The sequence below is a fragment of the Ignavibacteria bacterium genome (assembly GCA_016873845.1).
Taxonomy (GTDB): Bacteria; Bacteroidota; Ignavibacteria; order Ch128b; family Ch128b; genus JAHJVF01.
The window spans coordinates 1-18,650 of the sequence record VGVX01000010.1; the positions used below are offsets into that span (position 1 = coordinate 1).

The 18,650-nt window shown below is 36.3% G+C and carries 26 protein-coding genes and 1 tRNA gene; 1 reads left to right on the forward strand and 26 read right to left on the reverse strand.

The window, feature by feature from the left end:
* Positions 1-38 precede the first annotated feature (38 nt).
* Positions 39-449, reverse strand: coding sequence for a hypothetical protein (locus FJ213_03845; GenBank protein MBM4175293.1), 411 nt, complete (start codon positions 447-449; stop codon positions 39-41).
* A gap of 309 nt (positions 450-758) precedes the next feature.
* On the opposite strand from FJ213_03845, the gene FJ213_03850 reads away from it, so the two are divergent.
* Positions 759-3,515, forward strand: coding sequence for a vitamin B12-dependent ribonucleotide reductase (locus tag FJ213_03850; protein ID MBM4175294.1), 2,757 nt, complete (start codon positions 759-761; stop codon positions 3,513-3,515).
* A 65-nt stretch (positions 3,516-3,580) separates the two neighbouring features.
* On the opposite strand, the gene FJ213_03855 is transcribed toward FJ213_03850, so the two are convergent.
* The 25 genes from FJ213_03855 to rplE all read right to left on the reverse strand — a co-directional run bounded on the left by FJ213_03855 (position 3,581) and on the right by rplE (position 18,648).
* Positions 3,581-4,252, reverse strand: coding sequence for a hypothetical protein (locus FJ213_03855; GenBank protein ID MBM4175295.1), 672 nt, complete (start codon positions 4,250-4,252; stop codon positions 3,581-3,583).
* A 119-nt stretch (positions 4,253-4,371) separates the two neighbouring features.
* Positions 4,372-5,229: a sigma-70 family RNA polymerase sigma factor gene (locus FJ213_03860; GenBank protein ID MBM4175296.1), complete on the reverse strand. Its 858-nt coding sequence runs from the start codon at positions 5,227-5,229 to the stop codon at positions 4,372-4,374.
* Complete coding sequence (locus FJ213_03865; protein MBM4175297.1) at positions 5,230-5,517, reverse strand: ethanolamine utilization protein EutN; 288 nt, start codon at positions 5,515-5,517, stop codon at positions 5,230-5,232.
* A gap of 3 nt (positions 5,518-5,520) precedes the next feature.
* Complete coding sequence (locus FJ213_03870) at positions 5,521-5,820, reverse strand: ethanolamine utilization protein EutN (GenBank protein ID MBM4175298.1); 300 nt, start codon at positions 5,818-5,820, stop codon at positions 5,521-5,523.
* 110 nt (positions 5,821-5,930) lie between these two features.
* Positions 5,931-7,115 (reverse strand): phosphopentomutase, encoded by a 1,185-nt coding sequence (locus FJ213_03875; protein ID MBM4175299.1) that lies wholly within the window; start codon positions 7,113-7,115, stop codon positions 5,931-5,933.
* Positions 7,116-7,192: 77 nt separating this feature from the next.
* Entirely contained in the window at positions 7,193-9,022 is a 1,830-nt protein-coding gene (locus FJ213_03880; protein MBM4175300.1) for a GGDEF domain-containing protein, read from the reverse strand.
* A complete protein-coding gene (locus FJ213_03885; GenBank protein MBM4175301.1) occupies positions 9,023-9,634 on the reverse strand; it encodes a YihA family ribosome biogenesis GTP-binding protein in 612 nt (203 codons plus the stop codon).
* Positions 9,635-9,695: 61 nt separating this feature from the next.
* Positions 9,696-10,259, reverse strand: coding sequence for a 50S ribosomal protein L17 (locus FJ213_03890; GenBank protein MBM4175302.1), 564 nt, complete (start codon positions 10,257-10,259; stop codon positions 9,696-9,698).
* A 16-nt stretch (positions 10,260-10,275) separates the two neighbouring features.
* A complete protein-coding gene (locus FJ213_03895) occupies positions 10,276-11,265 on the reverse strand; it encodes a DNA-directed RNA polymerase subunit alpha (protein MBM4175303.1) in 990 nt (329 codons plus the stop codon).
* Between the two features lie 25 nt (positions 11,266-11,290).
* Positions 11,291-11,917, reverse strand: a complete 627-nt coding sequence (gene rpsD, locus FJ213_03900) for a 30S ribosomal protein S4 (GenBank protein ID MBM4175304.1) — start codon at positions 11,915-11,917, stop codon at positions 11,291-11,293.
* Between the two features lie 18 nt (positions 11,918-11,935).
* On the reverse strand, positions 11,936-12,322 hold the full coding sequence (gene rpsK / locus FJ213_03905; protein ID MBM4175305.1) for a 30S ribosomal protein S11: 387 nt from the start codon (positions 12,320-12,322) through the stop codon (positions 11,936-11,938).
* Positions 12,323-12,337: 15 nt separating this feature from the next.
* Complete coding sequence (gene rpsM, locus FJ213_03910; GenBank protein ID MBM4175306.1) at positions 12,338-12,721, reverse strand: 30S ribosomal protein S13; 384 nt, start codon at positions 12,719-12,721, stop codon at positions 12,338-12,340.
* A 17-nt stretch (positions 12,722-12,738) separates the two neighbouring features.
* Positions 12,739-12,852: a 50S ribosomal protein L36 gene (gene rpmJ, locus FJ213_03915; protein MBM4175307.1), complete on the reverse strand. Its 114-nt coding sequence runs from the start codon at positions 12,850-12,852 to the stop codon at positions 12,739-12,741.
* A 14-nt stretch (positions 12,853-12,866) separates the two neighbouring features.
* Positions 12,867-13,085 carry a translation initiation factor IF-1 gene (infA, locus tag FJ213_03920; protein MBM4175308.1) on the reverse strand — a complete coding sequence of 73 codons (219 nt, stop codon included), beginning with the start codon at positions 13,083-13,085 and terminating at the stop codon, positions 12,867-12,869.
* Positions 13,085-13,843, reverse strand: a complete 759-nt coding sequence (map, locus tag FJ213_03925; protein ID MBM4175309.1) for a type I methionyl aminopeptidase — start codon at positions 13,841-13,843, stop codon at positions 13,085-13,087. Before map ends, infA begins: the two co-directional genes overlap by 1 nt.
* Before the next feature lie 9 nt (positions 13,844-13,852).
* Complete coding sequence (gene secY / locus FJ213_03930) at positions 13,853-15,187, reverse strand: preprotein translocase subunit SecY (GenBank protein ID MBM4175310.1); 1,335 nt, start codon at positions 15,185-15,187, stop codon at positions 13,853-13,855.
* Between the two features lies 1 nt (position 15,188).
* Positions 15,189-15,650, reverse strand: coding sequence for a 50S ribosomal protein L15 (locus FJ213_03935; protein ID MBM4175311.1), 462 nt, complete (start codon positions 15,648-15,650; stop codon positions 15,189-15,191).
* A gap of 3 nt (positions 15,651-15,653) precedes the next feature.
* Positions 15,654-15,836: a 50S ribosomal protein L30 gene (rpmD, locus tag FJ213_03940; GenBank protein MBM4175312.1), complete on the reverse strand. Its 183-nt coding sequence runs from the start codon at positions 15,834-15,836 to the stop codon at positions 15,654-15,656.
* A gap of 1 nt (position 15,837) precedes the next feature.
* A complete protein-coding gene (locus FJ213_03945) occupies positions 15,838-16,335 on the reverse strand; it encodes a 30S ribosomal protein S5 (GenBank protein MBM4175313.1) in 498 nt (165 codons plus the stop codon).
* A 24-nt stretch (positions 16,336-16,359) separates the two neighbouring features.
* Positions 16,360-16,433 (reverse strand) — tRNA-Gln (locus FJ213_03950).
* Positions 16,434-16,455: 22 nt separating this feature from the next.
* Entirely contained in the window at positions 16,456-16,821 is a 366-nt protein-coding gene (locus FJ213_03955; GenBank protein MBM4175314.1) for a 50S ribosomal protein L18, read from the reverse strand.
* Positions 16,822-16,823: 2 nt separating this feature from the next.
* The gene (locus tag FJ213_03960) at positions 16,824-17,363 is read right to left on the reverse strand and encodes a 50S ribosomal protein L6 (protein ID MBM4175315.1); all 540 of its coding nucleotides are present in this window, start codon (positions 17,361-17,363) and stop codon (positions 16,824-16,826) included.
* Positions 17,364-17,381: 18 nt separating this feature from the next.
* Complete coding sequence (gene rpsH, locus FJ213_03965; protein ID MBM4175316.1) at positions 17,382-17,777, reverse strand: 30S ribosomal protein S8; 396 nt, start codon at positions 17,775-17,777, stop codon at positions 17,382-17,384.
* 18 nt (positions 17,778-17,795) lie between these two features.
* A complete protein-coding gene (locus tag FJ213_03970) occupies positions 17,796-17,981 on the reverse strand; it encodes a type Z 30S ribosomal protein S14 (GenBank protein ID MBM4175317.1) in 186 nt (61 codons plus the stop codon).
* A gap of 10 nt (positions 17,982-17,991) precedes the next feature.
* Complete coding sequence (rplE, locus tag FJ213_03975) at positions 17,992-18,648, reverse strand: 50S ribosomal protein L5 (GenBank protein ID MBM4175318.1); 657 nt, start codon at positions 18,646-18,648, stop codon at positions 17,992-17,994.
* Between the last annotated feature and the right edge of the window lie 2 nt (positions 18,649-18,650).

An 18,650-nucleotide genomic window follows, 5' to 3' on the forward strand; every position in this document is an offset into this window, starting at 1 on the left:
ATAAAAATTCTAAATTTTTGAATGTTTTTGGCTTCAAATCATTCAGTGAATCCAAAACTTCCTCGAATTAAATGTGACGCAATAAAAGCTGGAACGAGTGAGATTATTCCAATCAATATACCAGCAATGATGCTTTTCGTTGAAGAGCCCAGATGCTTAGATGAAATTAGTATTAATAAAAATATTACTATTGTAAATATTGTGTACGCCAGACTGTTGTAAAAAATTCCAGTACATACTAACAACACGAATGCTCGTGCTATATAAGTTTCCCAATCTTTAAATTTGATGAAAATTATTACAAGGAATATGGCTGCTACAATTAATTGACTCACAAAAAGTACGTATGGTGCAATCAGGGCTCTTCCAATTACAAGAAAATAAAACACAATACTCCCAAGTGAAATTATATCACGTTCGATATTTTTTAACCATATACTTTTTTCCATTTTAACTCCTTCATTAAATATTTTTTTATCAGTGCTCGATTTATACTCGACTCAATATTTAAATTTACGGAGAATATTTTTTCAAAAATAAATTTTTATTTTTAATAAATGATTTGTAAAATGTTATTGAAGTATGAAAAAAATTTTTTCTTTGTCAAAAAAAAATCTTGCATCATTTGAATATGAATGATATTATTGCCAAGCATGTTTTGAATCTTGTCTATGCAAAAGAAATTATGGTAAGAAAAACAACATCCCAAATTCAATTATTATTCACGAGAGAGTTTAATGCAAAAAAGTACCACTTTCATGTCAACCCGAAAGATTGACCTTCCGAATACTGAGAGTGAGGAATATTTTAAAAAAGACGGTTTAACATTTAATTATAAATTATCAAACAAAGAAATACATCCATTCGATGAAATTGAATGGGATCTTAGAGATGCAACAATCTCCAATGAAAAAGGAGAAATTATATTTCAACAAAAAGATGTTGAAATACCAAAATCATGGTCGCTAACAGCAACCAACGTAGTCGTATCGAAATATTTTCACGGAAAGCTTGACACACCTGACCGAGAGCATAGTGTCCGTCAATTAATTAATCGAGTTACAAAAACAATCACTGAATGGGGGATTAAAGGAAAGTATTTTTCGAATGTTGAAGACGCAAATGCATTCTATAACGAGCTCTCTTATTTGTTAGTAAACCAATATTTAAGTTTTAACAGTCCAGTTTGGTTTAATGTCGGAATCGAAAAACATCCTCAGTGCTCGGCTTGTTTTATTAATTCCGTTGAAGACAAAATGGAATCTATCCTCGAATTAGCAAAGACTGAAGGTATGCTTTTCAAGTGGGGAAGTGGAACGGGAACTAATCTAAGTGTCCTCAGATCATCAAAGGAATCCCTCTCAGGTGGTGGTATTGCTTCTGGACCAGTATCGTTCATGAAAGGTTATGATGCATTTGCTGGTGTAATAAAAAGCGGCGGTAAAACACGCCGAGCAGCAAAAATGGTAATCCTTAACATAGATCATCCTGACATCATTGATTTTATTAATTGTAAAGCTGATGAAGAGAAAAAAGCTCATGCATTAATCGAAGCCGGGTATGATTCAAGTTTCAATGTGCCAGGTGGCGCGTATGACAGTATCCATTATCAAAACGCTAATCATTCAATTCGTGTGACTGATGAGTTTATGGATGCCGTTGTAAATAAAAAATCCTGGCAAACAAAAGCAATTAAAGATGGGCGCGTCATCGATACATTTGATGCTGAAGATGTTATGAACAAAGTCGCCCAAGCCGCTTGGCTATGCGGCGATCCGGGAATTCAATTCGATACGACAATCAATAATTGGCATACATGCTCGAATAGTGCAAGAATAAACGCAAGCAATCCTTGCAGTGAATACATGTTTCTCGATGATACAGCGTGCAATTTGGCTTCACTGAATTTAATGAAATTCCGGAATGAGGATGGTAATTTTGATGTTGATTCCTTTAGACACGTATGCAGCATAGTGATTACTGCTCAAGAAATTCTCGTTGAGAATTCAAGTTACCCGACCAAAGCAATTGAGAAAAACAGTTATGATTATCGTCCACTCGGACTCGGTTATGCAAACCTCGGGGCATTACTAATGGCAAATGGTGTCGCTTACGACAGCGATCATGGACGTGCATATGCTGCTGCCATCACCTCCATAATGTGCGGTGTAGCTTACAAACAATCCGCCATAATTTCTGAGAAAATAGGACCATTTAGAGGTTTTTTAAAAAATCGTGAGCCGATGCTCCGCATAATGAATCAACATCTCCAAGCAGCCAAAAAAATTGATGGTTCACTTATACCATTGGAGATGTTCACTTCTTCCATCGAAATTTGGGAAGAGGTTGCGAAATTCGGAACGGAATTTGGATTTAGGAATTCTCAAGTAACGGTATTAGCCCCGACAGGTACAATCGGCTTTATGATGGATTGTGACACCACTGGTGTAGAGCCTGATATCGCACTTGTCAAGATGAAAAAATTAGTCGGTGGCGGTGCATTCAAAATTATAAACAAAACTGTTCCACTAGCTTTAAATAAATTAGGCTATAATTCAAAGCAAGTTGCTGAAATTGTTTCATATATTAATGAAAGTGATACGATCGAAGGCGCTCCTCATTTATTGGAAGAACACTTGCCAATCTTTGATTGTGCTTTTAAGCCGGTCAATGGATCGCGAACTATTCATTACATGGGTCACATAAAAATGATGTCGGCTGTTCAGCCATTCTTATCTGGTGCAATTTCTAAAACTGTCAATATGCCGAACGAAGTAAGAGTTGAGGAAATTAAAAATTCTTATTTAGAAGCATGGCGATTGGGACTCAAGGCAATTGCGATTTATCGAGATGGTTGTAAAGTTACTCAACCACTCAGCACATCAACAAAAACCGAAAAAAAGAAAATCGCCGAAGAAAAAGGAAATTTATATATAGACTTTCAACCTCGTAGGAAAAGACTTCCTGATGAACGGCACTCAATCACCCATAAATTTAGCATTAGCGGTCACGAAGGTTATATAACAGTTGGTATTTACGAGGACGGCCAACCAGGGGAAATTTTCATTGTAATGTCTAAGGAAGGGACTGTTGTTTCGGGATTAATGGATTCATTTGCTACGGCAATATCATTAGCGCTGCAGTACGGTGTTCCATTAAAAGTATTAGTAGATAAGTTCACACATACAAGGTTTGAACCTTCTGGATTCACAAATAATAAGCAGATTCCCATTGCCAAATCTGTGATGGATTATATCTTCAGATGGCTTCAATTAAAATTTTTACCTGAAGATGAAGCGAGTCAATTAGCTCAAATTCCGGAATACCAAGCAAAGAAATCAAAGACAATGAGCAAGTCTCAAACTAAAATGCAAAATTCACTGGAGTTTAACGAAAAGAAAGTTTTTGTGACCCAAGCTGATGCACCTCCTTGTCATGAATGCGGTTCAATTATGGTAAGGAGTGGAAATTGCTATAAGTGTCTGGAGTGCGGTTCAACGAGCGGATGTTCTTAATAGAAATTAAGTACTATCAGAAGGTCGTAATTTGATTTCGACCATTTGTAATTATTAAAATCTGACTATCTAGTTAACGCAAACACTTCTTCTATCCTGCGGGCCGAAATAAATTTGCGATCATAATAACCCGATTCCATCGAACTGATTGTTACGCCATGTTTAGTTGATGCATGGGCGAAATATTGATCCCAAAGATAAATTCCGACATGACCTGGAACTTGGCGGCGGCGTGTATTAAAAAATATCAGATCCCCGAATTCAAGTTCCTCTCTCCGCACTTCACTGCCGATTTTAATTTGCCCAAGAGTTGAACGTGGAATTTCTAGATTAAAGGCTTCAGCCATTATAGTTTGGGTAAAAGCACTGCAATCAATTCCTTTTCGTGAATTGCCTCCGAATTTATATGGAGTTCCGAGAAAATTTATGATCTGCATTATTGTTCGCTCATATGAGGTTGGAATACTATTAATAGTATCCATCCGGCCATGCTGCCGCAGTAGTTCACTAATATCAATTTTCCCCTGATCAGGAATTTCTCTTTCGGATTCTCTAATTTCATCTTCGCTAAATTCAATATCACTTGCAAAACGAAGTGATGAATCTTGATGAGAATTGAGTCCGCGGACAACTCTGAGTGAGTCTGATTTTGACAATCCATTCTGTCCATTTGTTGATTTTGATGCGAAACGAACTGGACCAGAACAAGAGGAAAATGCTAGTAAAATTACAGTCATGGTAACTGTGGCCGACAATGAAAATCTATTTATAGAAATAGTTAACAGGTTCAAATGTTAAATGAGTTTAATAATAGAATCAATCGTTTGAGTACGTAGAACTTAAATTGTTTTAAGGATTATCCAAGATAAGAGCGAAGCGCCTTGCTGCGAGATGCGTGCCGCAATCGACGAATTGCCTTTTCTTTGATTTGTCTTACTCTTTCGCGAGTAAGATTGAATTTCTCTCCAATCTCTTCCAATGTGAGTGAGTGCTCATAGTTAAGTCCGAAATAGAGTCTAATCACTTCTGCTTCACGTTCTGTTAAAGTAGATAAAGCTCTTTCAATTTCAACTTTTAATGATTCTTTCATTAATCCATGATCAGGAGAGGGCTGTTGATCGTTTTGGATAACGTCAAGCAAACGATTATCTTCTCCCTGAGCAAAAGGAGCATCCATAGAAACATGTCTGCCGGATATTTTTAACGTATCAGCAACTTCGCCAACTGGAATATTCAATTCCTCGGATAATTCTTGAGCACTCGGTTCTCTTTCAAATTCTTGCTCGAGATTACTGAAAGCTTTTCCAATTTTATTTAGAGCTCCGACTCGGTTAAGCGGTAACCTTACAATTCTTGATTGTTCCGCAAGGGCTTGTAGAATTGACTGACGAATCCACCAAACTGCATATGATATAAACTTAAACCCACGAGTCTCGTCAAATCGCTTTGCAGCTTTTATTAAACCTAAGTTTCCTTCATTGATCAAATCGCCGAGAGATAATCCTTGGTTTTGATATTGTTTGGCCACTGAAACAACAAAGCGAAGGTTTGCTTTGGTTAATTTCTCCAGAGCAAGCTGATCACCTTTTTTGATTTTTTGGGCAAGTTCAATTTCTTCGTCCGGAGTAATTAAATCAACTTTTCCAATTTCCTGTAAATACTTATCGAGTGACTGACTTTCTCTATTCGTGTATTGTTTGGTTATTCTTACCATTTACTTTTTCTTCTCCAAATTTTTTTCCAAATCTATTCGATCAATAATTCCAACTATTGATGCATCTACTGGTGCCATATCCACTGGCAGTGGGATTACGGCTTCGGATGCAGTAATGTACATCACAATTTCACCAGGTCCAGCGCCGACTGTATCGATTGCAACAATTGGTTCGCCACGTTGTTTCATTTCACCATTTATCGGCTGAATAAACTGCATTTTGAATGATTCAAGTGCAGGATATTTTTTTGTTGCCCATACTGTTCCGATCACTTGTGCGAAAAACATAATTTAATTTTTTACGGTTTCAAAATCTTTTTGTTTAATCGGTATGTCTAATTTATCTACAATTGCCATTATGACAGCATCAATTGGCTTATTTTTGGTGAACGCAGTCTGTCGAGCAGAAGAACCGGTTGCCACTAAAACAACCTCACCTACTCCAGCTCCGACACTATCAACTGCAACAACAAAATTAGACGTTTCAGAATAATCAAGGTTCAATTGCCGAACAATCAAGAATTTTGCACCGACTAAATTATCGTCTTTTCTTGTTGCCCAAACGGTACCAATGATTCTGCCAAGTATCAAGTTCTCACCTATTCTAGTTAATTTTGGCTTTAAATATAAAAATTTTTTTCATTAATAATAGTTTCAAATTGAAGTATTTTTATTTACTTCTTTGTCCTTTTTCACAAATTTTAAACATTTTTGGGCTGTAGTAAAGGATAGAAACTCGTTCCGCTCAGTCTATTGCTTATCCCGTAAAAATCACAAATCGTTTTACTAACATCTGCAAAAGTCTCTCTTAAACCGATATTCATTCCTTTAACTAAATTTTTTCCGTACACTAATAGAGGAACAAATTCCCTTGTATGATCAGTACCAGGAAAGGTTGGATCGTTACCATGATCAGAGGTAATTATAAGCATATCAGCTTCATTCAGAGCAGTTAGCAATTTTGGTAAATGATTATCAAATTCAATCAATGCTTTTGCGAATCCCTCACTATCATTTCTGTGACCGAAATAAACATCAAAATCTACTAAGTTTGTCATCAGATATGAATTTTCTCCTTCATTAATGAATTTAATTGTTTCAGCAATACCTTCGAGATTAGTTTTGGTTTTAATTTGCTTATTAATATTTCTGTAAGCGAATAAATCATTGATTTTACCGATTCCGATAGTATTAATATCATTTTGAACTAATACGTCAAAAATTATTTCGCCATGTGGTTCAAGAACATAATCTTTTCTCTTATAAGTTCGGCTAAAGTTTCCATTGCTGCCTATAAAAGGTCGGGCGATGATTCTACCAACAGCATGTTCACCTATCATAACTCTGTTTCGAGTGACTTCACAAATTTCATACAGTTTTTCTATGGGGATTACTTCCTCATGAGCTGCAATTTGAAAAACCGAATCGGCACTCGTATAGACGATCGGATAACCAGTACGAATGTGCTCCTCACCAAGTTCTACAATAATTACTGTACCAGACGCAGCTTTATTTCCAAGTGAACCGCTCAAACCATTGAGTTTAATAAACTTGTTTATAATTTCTTTTGGAAATCCACTGGGATAAACTGGAAACTGTTTGTCGGTAATCAAGCCGCCAATTTCCCAGTGTCCTGTTGTACTGTCTTTTCCTTTTGATAGTTCTTTCATTTTTCCGAAATTACCGATGCAATCTGATCTCTTAGCAATTCCAGGAATATCAATAATGTTTCCAATACCCAGCTGTTCAAGATTAGGTAATTTCAGACCACCAATTTTTTTGGCGATATTGCCAAGCGTATTACATCCGACATCATTGTAGTCAGCAGCATCTGGTGTGAAACCTACACCAACTCCATCGAGAATTATGACAACTGTTTTTGGCATGGAAAATAATTTAAAGTTTATTGTTTCAACAAATAATGTTACTAATACATTGAGCCATTAAGAGGATTTTGAGAAAATCATTTGAAATTTCTCACACAATTCCCGCCACTTGAAACTGCCCTGCGAAGAACAAGTTCACAGTTTTCGAATAATAGCTCAGGTTGGACATGATTTTTACCACTGGCAAAACCGATACTCAGTGAAATGCTAATATTATTACTATCCAAATTTATAAAATCCTTAACAACCTTTTGGCGAAGTTTCTCGCACCATAGAAAAGCTTCGGCATCATCTCGATTGAAAAACAACACAGCAAATTTATTAGTATCTAGCCGAGCGTTAATCATAAGATCATCTGATTCTTTGTTTAAATGCACTGCAACATGCTTAATGATTTTTTGAATTACCTTTTCACCAAATTCATTTAACAGCTTTTCAAAATTATCAACTGAAATAAAAGCAAGCCCAACATTAACTTTAGTGATATTTGATTTGGTTAGCTCTTCTTTAACTCTTTTTTCAAAAGTTGATCTGTTAAGAAGAAGAGTGTCTAAATCAACACTCAGATAACTATTTAAAAGCCGAATATTAGAAATCGAATCAAAATGCGATGCTATATAAGAAGCAATTTTTTCGATAAATCGTACATCTGTATTAGAATAAAAATTCTTTCGCAGCTTTTCAATCACTATCGCACCAAAGGTTTTATTTTGATATAGAATCGGTGTTATCAACAGTGATCCGCCAAGTGTTGAAGAATCTTGAGCGTTGAACAAATATATCTTGTCTTCAGTTATATCATCAATCTTCACACTTCTTCCGGTTTGAATAGCTTTTCCAGTTATTGATTTATCAAGGTCAATAACCAGTCCTTCACCTGGATATTTCAGGGAAGTTTTTTGTACAACTCGTTTAATCTTGTAACACCTTTCCTGATAATCGAATGCGATTATTGATAGAGCATCCCATTCAACTAATTTATCGAAAGCAAGCAGCAACTTTTGGTAATAGTATTTTTCATCTTGGTTCTTCTCTGGGTCGCCGATCAATCCAATCAACGCATCTAATTTCTGATTAACGAGATTGACGCTGAATTTTTCATCAAATATGCCGAGCATTATTGTGACCATTCTCACAAATCTGCCAAGCAGATAAACTGTTTCGACACCAAAAGCATCTTCGCTTTTACTATCTGCTACTAAAACTCCGATCAATTGATCATTAAAAAATACCGGAACGGCGACTATAGATTTGATCCCTATTGTACTATCATAATAGCGAATTAAGTCAGCTTCAACGTTAGAATTTAAATTATTCAACAATTCAGGTGAGCCGTTTCGCACTACTTTGCTCACAATATCCTCTTCCAAAGAAAATCTTGCTTTATGGATATTATTATTCTCCGAAACATAACTCTGAATTATCATCTGATTTTTTTTCTTGTTAAACCAGAAGAAAATAGCCGAATGAGCTATTAATGTCGATTGAATAACATTCAATATTTTCTCAAGAACAAAATTGAACTGGGCATCCTGGTCTAATCCTTCAGGCAACGACTCGCAAGCTATTTCGTAAAACTTATCTTTTAAATTGCTTGGTTTGAGACTGTGAATCTGCGTTGCGGCTTTCATCCGCTTTAATTCGTTCGAAGTGATTATAGATTTTTCCTCATCCTCTGGAAATGATTCTAACTTGGGCTTGATATCTTGGGCAGCATCTGCATTCCCCTCCGACTTGGGTTCCAATTTAGCTTTTCCATCACGTAAGAAAATAATAAATGCCACATACACTACAAGTACTGCAATCGCACTTATTCTAATTAGCAGATCATCCATAATAAGTGGAACTAGTCCAAGAACTACAAGAAAAATGAAAGTAAATAACCTCTTTTTATTTAATTGTGCCACTTAATATTTCTTAGTTTTAAAATAATTTTCAAATTGCATACCTATCAGACTTAACACTTCTTTTTTCCCTTCGCCGGTTTTTGAAGAGAAATTGATCGTTTCAATAACTGTTTGGAGTTGAAGATTTTTCAATTCTTTCCTCAATCCAGCTTTTTCTGATTGCTTCAATTTATCAACTTTTGTAAGCAAAATACAACTTGGATAATTCAATTTCATTATGAAATCGTTAGCTGTAATATCCAACTCTGTTGGGGGAATACGAGAATCAATCAAATGGCAAACTAAAATGATTTTTTCGTTTTTTATAAAGTACTTTTCAATCAATGTCTCGAATCTTCTTAATTCGGATTTGGCTCTCTTTGCATACCCGAATCCAGGAAGGTCAACAAAGTAAAGGGAATTATCAATTAAAAAATAATTTACAGATCGGGTTTTCCCAGGTGTTTGACTGACTTTTGCAATTTCTTTTCTACCGACCAAGCAGTTCAGCAGTGATGATTTACCTACATTCGATCTACCAATAAAAGCTACCTCAGGATATGCATCTCGAAATAGCTTTTTTGGATCAAAAACGCTTTCAATGAAGACCGTATTTCTAAAGTTCACAGTCATAACAATAAAAAAGGAGTAGCCAGTCTCACTAACTACTCCTGAAAACTAAGTAATTAAAAATTTATTTCTTTTCTTCCGAAGAAGCTTCGCCTTCATCAGATTTTTCCTCTTTTGTGGATGTGACCTCTGATTCTTTAACTTCTTCGATTACTTTTGCTTCTTCTACTACTTTTGATTCTTCAACAGGGCTTCCCTCAGCTGCTTTTCTCTCTGCTTTACGTGCAGCTTTCGCATCCGCTCGTTCTTTTGCAGCTTGAATAGTACCTTCGTTGTAATCAACCAATTCCAAAACAGCTAAATCAGCGCCATCACCCTTTCTAGAACCTAACTTTATAACACGAGTGTATCCACCTGGACGTTCGCCTACTTTTAGTATTATATCCCCAAACAATTCTTTTAGAACATCTCTATCTTTAACAAATCTTGAAATATGTCTTCTTGCTGATAAGTCGTTCTTGCGGGCTTTAGTGATCAACTTTTCAGCGAATACTCTAGTTTCTTTTGCCTTGGCTAAGGTAGTTTTAATTTTTTTATGTCTGAACAATGCGGTAGCAAGTGAATTTAAGGTACTCTTCCGATGACTTGCTGTTCTTCCTAATTTTCTGCCTTTAACTGCGTGTCTCATTTTTCTCTCTTAAAATTTATTCAGTATCCTCTTTTAGATATTTTTCAACATCCATTCCAAATTGAAGGCCATACTCTTCGGTGATCGCCATAAGTTCATCAAGTGATTTTCTACCAAAATTTCTGAACTTAAGCAGCTCGGCTTCTTCTCTTTTTACTAAATCTCCGAGTGTTTTGATATCTGCAGCCTTCAAGCAGTTATGACTTCGAACTGAAAGCTCAAGCTCATCTACGTTCATCATCAAAATCTTGCGAAGTCTTTGTTTTTCTGTATCTTGTTCAGAAACTTTTGTTTCTTCTTCGGGCTCGATATCAAAATTGATAAACATTTGGAAGTGATCACGTAATATTTTTGCCGCTAAGGTTAAACTGTCCTCTGGTGTAATTGATCCATCAGTTTCAATATCAAGAGTCAGTTTTTCAAAATCACTTCGCACACCAACTCGAGTTGCTTCAACATTGAAAATACAATTTTTAATCGGCGAAAAAATTGAATCAATAGGAATCACGCCAATAGTGTAATCCGGGCTTTTATTTTCCTCTGCTGGAACGTATCCTTTACCTCTGCCAAGCCGTAATTCAATTTCAAAATTTGCTTGCTTGTTTAATGTAGCAATGTGCAGATCTGGATTAAGAATTTCTACATCGGCAGATTGTTTTTGAATTTCCGAAGCTTTTACTTCTCCTGCACCTTTTAGTTTTAGGACGACACGGTTCGTCTTTTTATTCAAAAGCTTCATCCGAACCTGTTTAAGGTTAAGGATCATTTCGGCAACATCTTCTTTTACCCCTTCGATATTACTGAATTCATGCAACACACCGTCAATCTTTATTGCGGTAATTGCAGTTCCAGGTATTGAGGAGATCAATACTCGTCTCAATGCATTTCCGACCGTAACACCGAATCCTCTCTCAAGCGGTTGAATATAAAATCTTCCGAACGTATTTGAATACGTAGATTCGTCAAGTACAATTGTTTCTGGCATTTGTATAAATGATAAACTCATTTTCTAAACCCTTTTAGGTTAATGATTATTTAGAATATAATTCAACTATTAACTGTTCATTAGCATTCAATGGTATGTCCGCTCTCTCAGGAACATGTAAAAATGTTCCGGATAAAGAAGCTTTATCGATTGACACCCAACCGTAAGTTCCTTCTTTTACTCGTTTGAGAGAGTTATGAATGCTGTCCAAACTTTTACTTTTTTCTCTCACTTTTATAGTTTGACCAGGCGTAACCAAATATGATGGAATATCTGTGATGTGTCCATCTACTTGGATATGTCTATGTCGGATCAATTGTCTAGCTGATTTACGGGATGGAGCGAAACCAAGTCTATAAACAACTGAATCAAGCCTTCTTTCAAGAAGTTTAATTAAATTCTCACCAGTAACACCTTTTTGCCTGTTGGCTTTTTCAAAATAATTTCTGAATTGTTTTTCTAAGATGCCGTAAATCCTTTTTACTTTTTGTTTCTCTCGAAGTTGAACTCCATACTCAGAGATTTTCGCTCTTCTTGAAACACCATGCTGCCCCGGTGGATAATTTTTATTATCGATAGGACATTTTTCGGTATAACACTTAGTTCCTTTTAAAAACAGCTTTTGTCTTTCTCTTCGACATAATTTACATACTGCATCTGTGTAAATTGCCATCTACATTTTCTCCAATTATTAAACTCTTCTTCTTTTTGGTGGTCTGCAACCGTTATGTGGAATCGGTGTAATATCTTTAATCGATTCAATGTGCAAACCCGCTGTTGCAAGTGAACGAATCGCTGCTTCTCTTCCCGAACCGGGCCCTTTAACGAGCACATCAATTTTTCTTAATCCAGCATCAAATGCTTCTTTGCCAGCAGCTTCGGCAGTTACTTGTGCTGCAAAAGGAGTATTCTTTCTTGAACCTTTGAATCCATTTCTGCCTGCAGAAGACCAAGAAATTGTATTTCCATAAATATCCGTTATCGTAACCATAACATTATTAAAAGATGCATGAACATGTGCGATCCCTTTTGCATCAATATGAATTTTCTTTTTAATTTTCTTTTGGATTTTCGCCAAGTTATATTCTCCTAATTATTTCTTAGCTGCGGCTTTTTTCTTACCGGCAACAGTTTTTCTCTTTCCTTTTCTTGTTCTCGAATTCGTTCGTGTTCTTTGACCTCTTACTGGAAGACCTCTTCTGTGCCGAAGACCTCGGTAAGTTCCAATATCCATCAAACGTTTCACATTCATTTGAACTTCACCGCGTAAAGCACCTTCAACTTTATAATCTGCAGTAATAACAGCACGAATCGCTGCGACTTCATCGGCAGTCAGGTCATTAACTCTTTTATCAGGGTCAACTTTTGCTTCTTCAAGAATTTTCCATGCGTTCGATCTGCCTATGCCATATAGGTATCCTAAGGCATAAGCAATTTTTTTATTTTTTGGTAGATCAATACCTGCTATACGTGCCAAATTATAACTCCGTTATTTTAACCTTGTCTTTGTTTATGTTTCGGATTTTTACAAATCACTCGAACCTGTCCTTTTCTCTTAATGATTTTACAGTGTTCGCATATTTTCTTCACGGAAGCTCTTACTTTCATAAATACTCCAAACTCTATTTGTATCTATAATTTATTCTTCCCTTCGATAAATCGTAAGGGGATAATTCAACTGAGACTTTATCACCGACTAAAATCTTAATAAAATGCATTCTCATCTTACCTGAAATGTGGGCAAGTATTTCGTGGCCATTTTCTAATTTTACTCTAAACGTTGCATTCGGCAAAGTTTCAGTAATCACTCCATCTATTTTAATTAATTCTTGTTTTGGCATTAAATTGTCAAAATTTCTGGTTCACCATTTGTAACCATAATTGTATTTTCATAATGTGCAGACGGTTCACCATCCGCTGTTACAACTGTCCAACCATCGGAAAGTACATTCACTCTCCATGTCCCAGCATTTACCATAGGTTCAACAGCCAAAGTCATTCCTGTTTTCAATTTGGCACCAGTGCCAGGTTTACCATAATTCGGAATTGAGGGATCTTCATGCAGGAATTTCCCTACACCATGACCGCACAAATCTCGAACTACACTAAAACCATTTCCTTCGACGTGCTTTTGAATTTCGAATGAAATATCGTGTACACGACTTCCTTTAATGGCTTGCTCAGCACCTTTCCAAAAAGATTCTTCAGTAACCTTCATTAATTTTTGTTTCCTTTCAGAAATACTTCCGACAGCAAATGTTCGAGCAGCGTCTCCAAAATATCCATTTTTTTTAACTCCAACATCCACCGATAGAATTTGTCCTTCAAGTAGTGGTTTACTATCAGGTATTCCGTGAACGACTGCATAGTCGATTGATGAACAAATCGAAGCAGGAAAATTTACACTCCCAGCTTGAGAATATCCTTTAAATGCTGGAATACCTCCGTTTGAAAGGATAAAATCTTCAGCGGCTTTATCCAATTCCGACGTTGAGATGCCTGGCTTAACCATCGATCCAATAAGTCTAAGAACATCTGCAACAATCTGACAGCTTTTTCTAATAGCGTCAATTTCTGCTGCAGTTTTAATAAAAATCATGGCAGAAACTTAGCGTCTGCCCTTTAGCTTCCCGCTTTTCATAAATCCATCGTAATGACGCATTACGAGATGAGATTCTATTTGCTGTAAAGTATCAAGAGCAACGCCAACAAGAATCAAAAGACTTGTTCCGCCAAAAAACTGGGCAAAGGTTCCCGAGACACCAAAGCGACTAACGAAAGCGGGTAAAATCGCAACTATCGCTAAGAATATTGAGCCTGGCAAAGTGATTCTTGTTAAAATATTATCGATAAACTCAGAAGTTTGTGTTCCGGGTCTTATTCCAGGAATAAATCCACCCTGTCTTTTCATTGTTTCTGAAACATCTTTTGGATTAAATGCAATCGCAGTATAGAAATAGGTGAAAAATACTATCATCAATGCATAGATGAATGAGTAAACAAATGAATCGTATCTAAAATGAACTGACAGATCTTGCATTAATTCACTCTCTGGGAAAAATGTCAAGAAAGTATTCGGGATAAACATAATCGATTGAGCAAAGATTATAGGCATAACACCTGCAGTATTTACTCTCATCGGAATGTATTGTGTTACTCCGCCGTAAACTTTCCGTCCAACAACTCTTTTTGCATACTGAACTGGGATTCTTCTCGTCCCTTGTGTTACAAGTACAACACCAGCAATAATAAAGAACATTAGTGCTACAATGACAATCTCAACAATTAAGTTAGTCTGCCCAGCGCTTAACAATCTATATTCATCAAAAATGGCGTAAGGTAATCTATCAACTATACCTATAAAAATAATTAATGATATACCGTTGCCAATCCCACGTTCAGTAATTTGTTCGCCAAGCCACATCATGAAAATTGTGCAAGATGTAAGAATAACGACAGCACTGAGTGTAAAGCCAAATCCTTGTACTTCGACTGGAACAATGGGAACACCATTAGAATCCATACTGCTCAATCTAACTGTCACACCCCATGCTTGAACCGCACTAACTAAAACAGTTCCATATCTTGTAATTTGATTGATTTTTTTTCTTCCTTCTTCGCCTTCTTTTTGGAGTTTTTGGAAGTAAGGTACAACGGCACCAAGAAGCTGAACAATAATTGACGAACTAATGTAAGGCATTATACCTAATGCAAAAATTGCAGCGTTACTAAACGCACCGCCAACAAATAAGTCATACAGTCCGAATAAATTATCCTGCGAAGCATTCCTCATAGCTTCTGCTAGAACTTGTGCATCCACTCCGGGTAGAGTAATGTGCGCACCTATTCTTACAATTACTAAGATTGCGAGAGTGTAAATTATTCTCTCTCTCAGTTCGGGAATCTTAAAAATATTTCTAAAGCTCTCTGTAAATGTCGGCATTTTATTCCACTATGGTTATTTTTCCACCAGCAGCTTCAATTTTTTCTTGAGCTGTTTTACTGAATGCGTTAGCTTCTACGGTTAGCTTGGATTTCATTTCTCCATCACCTAATATCTTGATGGGAAGATTTTTGTTACCAACAACTCTGTTGCTGTGTAAAATTTCAATCGTAATTTTGTTATCATCAAGCTTAACTCTGGAAGCTAATTTTTCTATTGCAGTTAAATTGACAGTTTGATATTCTTTTCGGAATGGACTTGTGAAACCTCTTTTGGGTATTCTTCTCTGCAGAGGCATTTGACCTCCTTCAAACCAGCTCCTGTATTTTGCACCTGCACGCGATTTTTGTCCATTACTTCCTCGGCATGAAGTTTTTCCATGACCGGAACCAACACCTCTGCCAACTCTTTTTCTTTTTTTAATAGAGCCGGAGGCGTATTTCAAATTACTTAGAACGTCCATTTTTTAATCTTTAATTTCTTCAACTTTTACTAAGTGAGTTACTTTACGAATCATTCCTCTTATTTGAGGAGTATCGTTGTGAATTTTAACCCAGTTTGGCCTTCCAAGACCAAGAGCTTCGATGGTTTTCTTTTGATCCTTTGGGCGATCGATTATAGATCTAGTTTGCGTAATCTTTAATTTCATTTTAATTAAATAATTCTTCTTTTGTGATTCCACGTTTAATAGAAACTGAATTTGCATCATGCAAGTTCATCAAAGCGTTTAACGTTGCTTTAACTGTATTATGCGGATTTGATGAACCAAGTGACTTCGTTAAGACATCTTGTACACCTGCCGATTCGAGTACGGCACGAACACCGCCACCAGCAATTAATCCTGTACCTGGAGTAGCAGGCTTTAATAACACTTTGGCTGCACCAGCTTTTCCAATAATAGTATGAGGGATGGTGCCTTTATATTTATAAACTCGTACAACATTCTTTTTGGCATCATCGATTCCTTTTGAAATTGCATCGGTTACTTCATTTGCTTTGCCTAAGCCAACACCGACAAAACCGGAACCATCGCCCACAACTACAATAGCGTTAAAGCTGAATCTTCTACCACCTTTAACAACTTTTGCAACCCGGTTAATGTGTACAACTCGTTCTTTTAAGTTTTCTAAATTAATTGTTTTACTCATATTAAAATATCATTACTCCGTTATTTGCTGCCGGGAGAGGATTCGAACCTCTACGTACGGCTCCAAAGGCCGCTGTCCTACCATTAGACGACCCGGCAATGCGTCCATTCACGGCGGACATTAAATTTTCAGACCTCCTTCACGTAAGCCATCAGCTAAAGCTCTAATTCTCCCGTGATATCTGAATCCGCCTCTATCAAAAATTCCTGTTGAAATTCCTTTACTTATTGCAACTTCTGCTGCTGCTTTACCAACTGCTTTACTTTTTTCAACTTTATTTTTTATATCCGCAACTTTACTTTTAACATCTTTGCTGATACTTGAAACAGCTAACAAAGTCTTATTCTCCAAATCATCAATAAACTGAATATAGATTTCATCTAAACTCTTATAAACACTTAATCTCGGTTTTTCAGCTGTACCTTTGATAGTTTTCTTTAATTTCTTTTTAACTCGAATTCGCGATTTTGGTTTTTTCTTAATCATACTTATTTACCTGCAGTTTTACCAGCTTTACGAACAATGTGTTCGCCTTCATACTTAATTCCCTTGCCTTTGTATGGTTCAGGCGGTCTAAATGATCTTATCTTGGCAGCAATTTGACCAACTAATTGCTTGCTGAATCCACTTACAAGAATCTGCGTTGGCTGTGGAACTTCAATTTTAACATCCTTTGGCGGAATGAAGAAAATTGGATGTGAGTAACCTAAAGCGAGTTGTAAACCTCGTCCTTTCAATTCAGCTCGGTAACCAACACCTACTATTTCAAGCTTTTTTGCAAAACCCTCAGTTGTACCAGTAATCATACCTTGGATCAGAGCGCGATACAATCCATGTAATGCTCTAAACTGTTTATCGTTCGAGGATCTTTCTACAACTACTTGACCTTCTTCAACTTTTATCTTGATAGCTTGATTGTATTCTTGATGTAATTCACCTTTAGGTCCTTTTACCTTCACAACTCCGTTAACTATTTGAACGGTAACTCCTTTTGGGATATCTATCGGTTTTTTACCTATTCTTGACACATTAAACTCCTTTACGATTTACCAAACGTGGCAAATAACTTCACCGCCGATTTTTTCATTTCGTGCTTGCTTATCACTCCTCAATCCTTTTGATGTTGAAATGATTGCAACGCCCAATCCATTATTTACTCTTGGAATTGATTTTGAATCCGCATAAAATCTTAAACCAGGCGTACTGATTCTTTTTAAACCACTAATTGCACTTCTGCCCGCAACGTAACGTAATTTTATTTTCAAAATACCTTGTTTACTATCTTTTACAAAATCATAACCATCGATATACTTTTGTTCTTCGAGTATTCTAGCAATTTCTTTCTTTAAATTAGAAGCAGGAATTTCAACATTCATTTTCTGAGCTTTAATAGCATTTCTAACTCTTGTTAAAAAATCTGCGACTGGGTCTGTTACTGGCATCTAATTCTAACTCCTTGTTTACCAACTTGATTTCTTGACACCGGGAATTTTTCCGATGCTTGCCATATTTCGGAAGCAAATTCGGCATACACCAAACTTTCGGATATAAGCCCTTGGGCGTCCGCAAATGTTACATCGATTATATTTTCTAACCTTAAACTTCGGTTCTTTTTTAGCTTTAACTCTTAATGATAATCGAGCCAAATTTATCTCCTTATTGCGTAATTTCTTTTTTTCTAAATGGAAATCCGAAACTCTTTAATAGTTCATACGCTTCTGCGTCAGATTTCGCAGAAGTTACGATTGATATATCCAATCCATAAAGTCTCGCAACTTTATCTACATTGATCTCCGGGAATATGATGTGTTCTTTAATCCCAAGATTATAATTTCCTCTTCCATCAAATGATTTGTCTGAAACTCCACGGAAGTCACGGACTCGTGGAAGGGCTATATTAATCAATCTATCAAAGAATTCGTACATTTTTGCTCTTCGTAAAGTAGCCATTGCACCAATTGGCATGCCTTCACGGAGTTTGAAATTTGAAATAGCTTTTTTAGCTTTTCGAACCGAAGGCTTTTGACCTGTAATTGTTTCAAGGTCTCTCACAGCAGCGTCGAGTAATTTTGCATCCTGAGTTGCAGCGCCAACACCGATATTAACTGTGATTTTCTCCAGCTTCGGTACTTCCATTATGTTTTTATAGGAAAAAGTATTTTTCAGATGAGGAATTATTTCCTGACGATACATTTCTAGAAGTCTTAGAGGGACTTTTTCCTCAGGCACTTCAGGCTTATCTGCTTTTTTACCTTTTGGTTTCTTTTCTATTTCTTTTTCTTCTATTTTCTTTTTTTGTTTTTTCTCTGCCATCT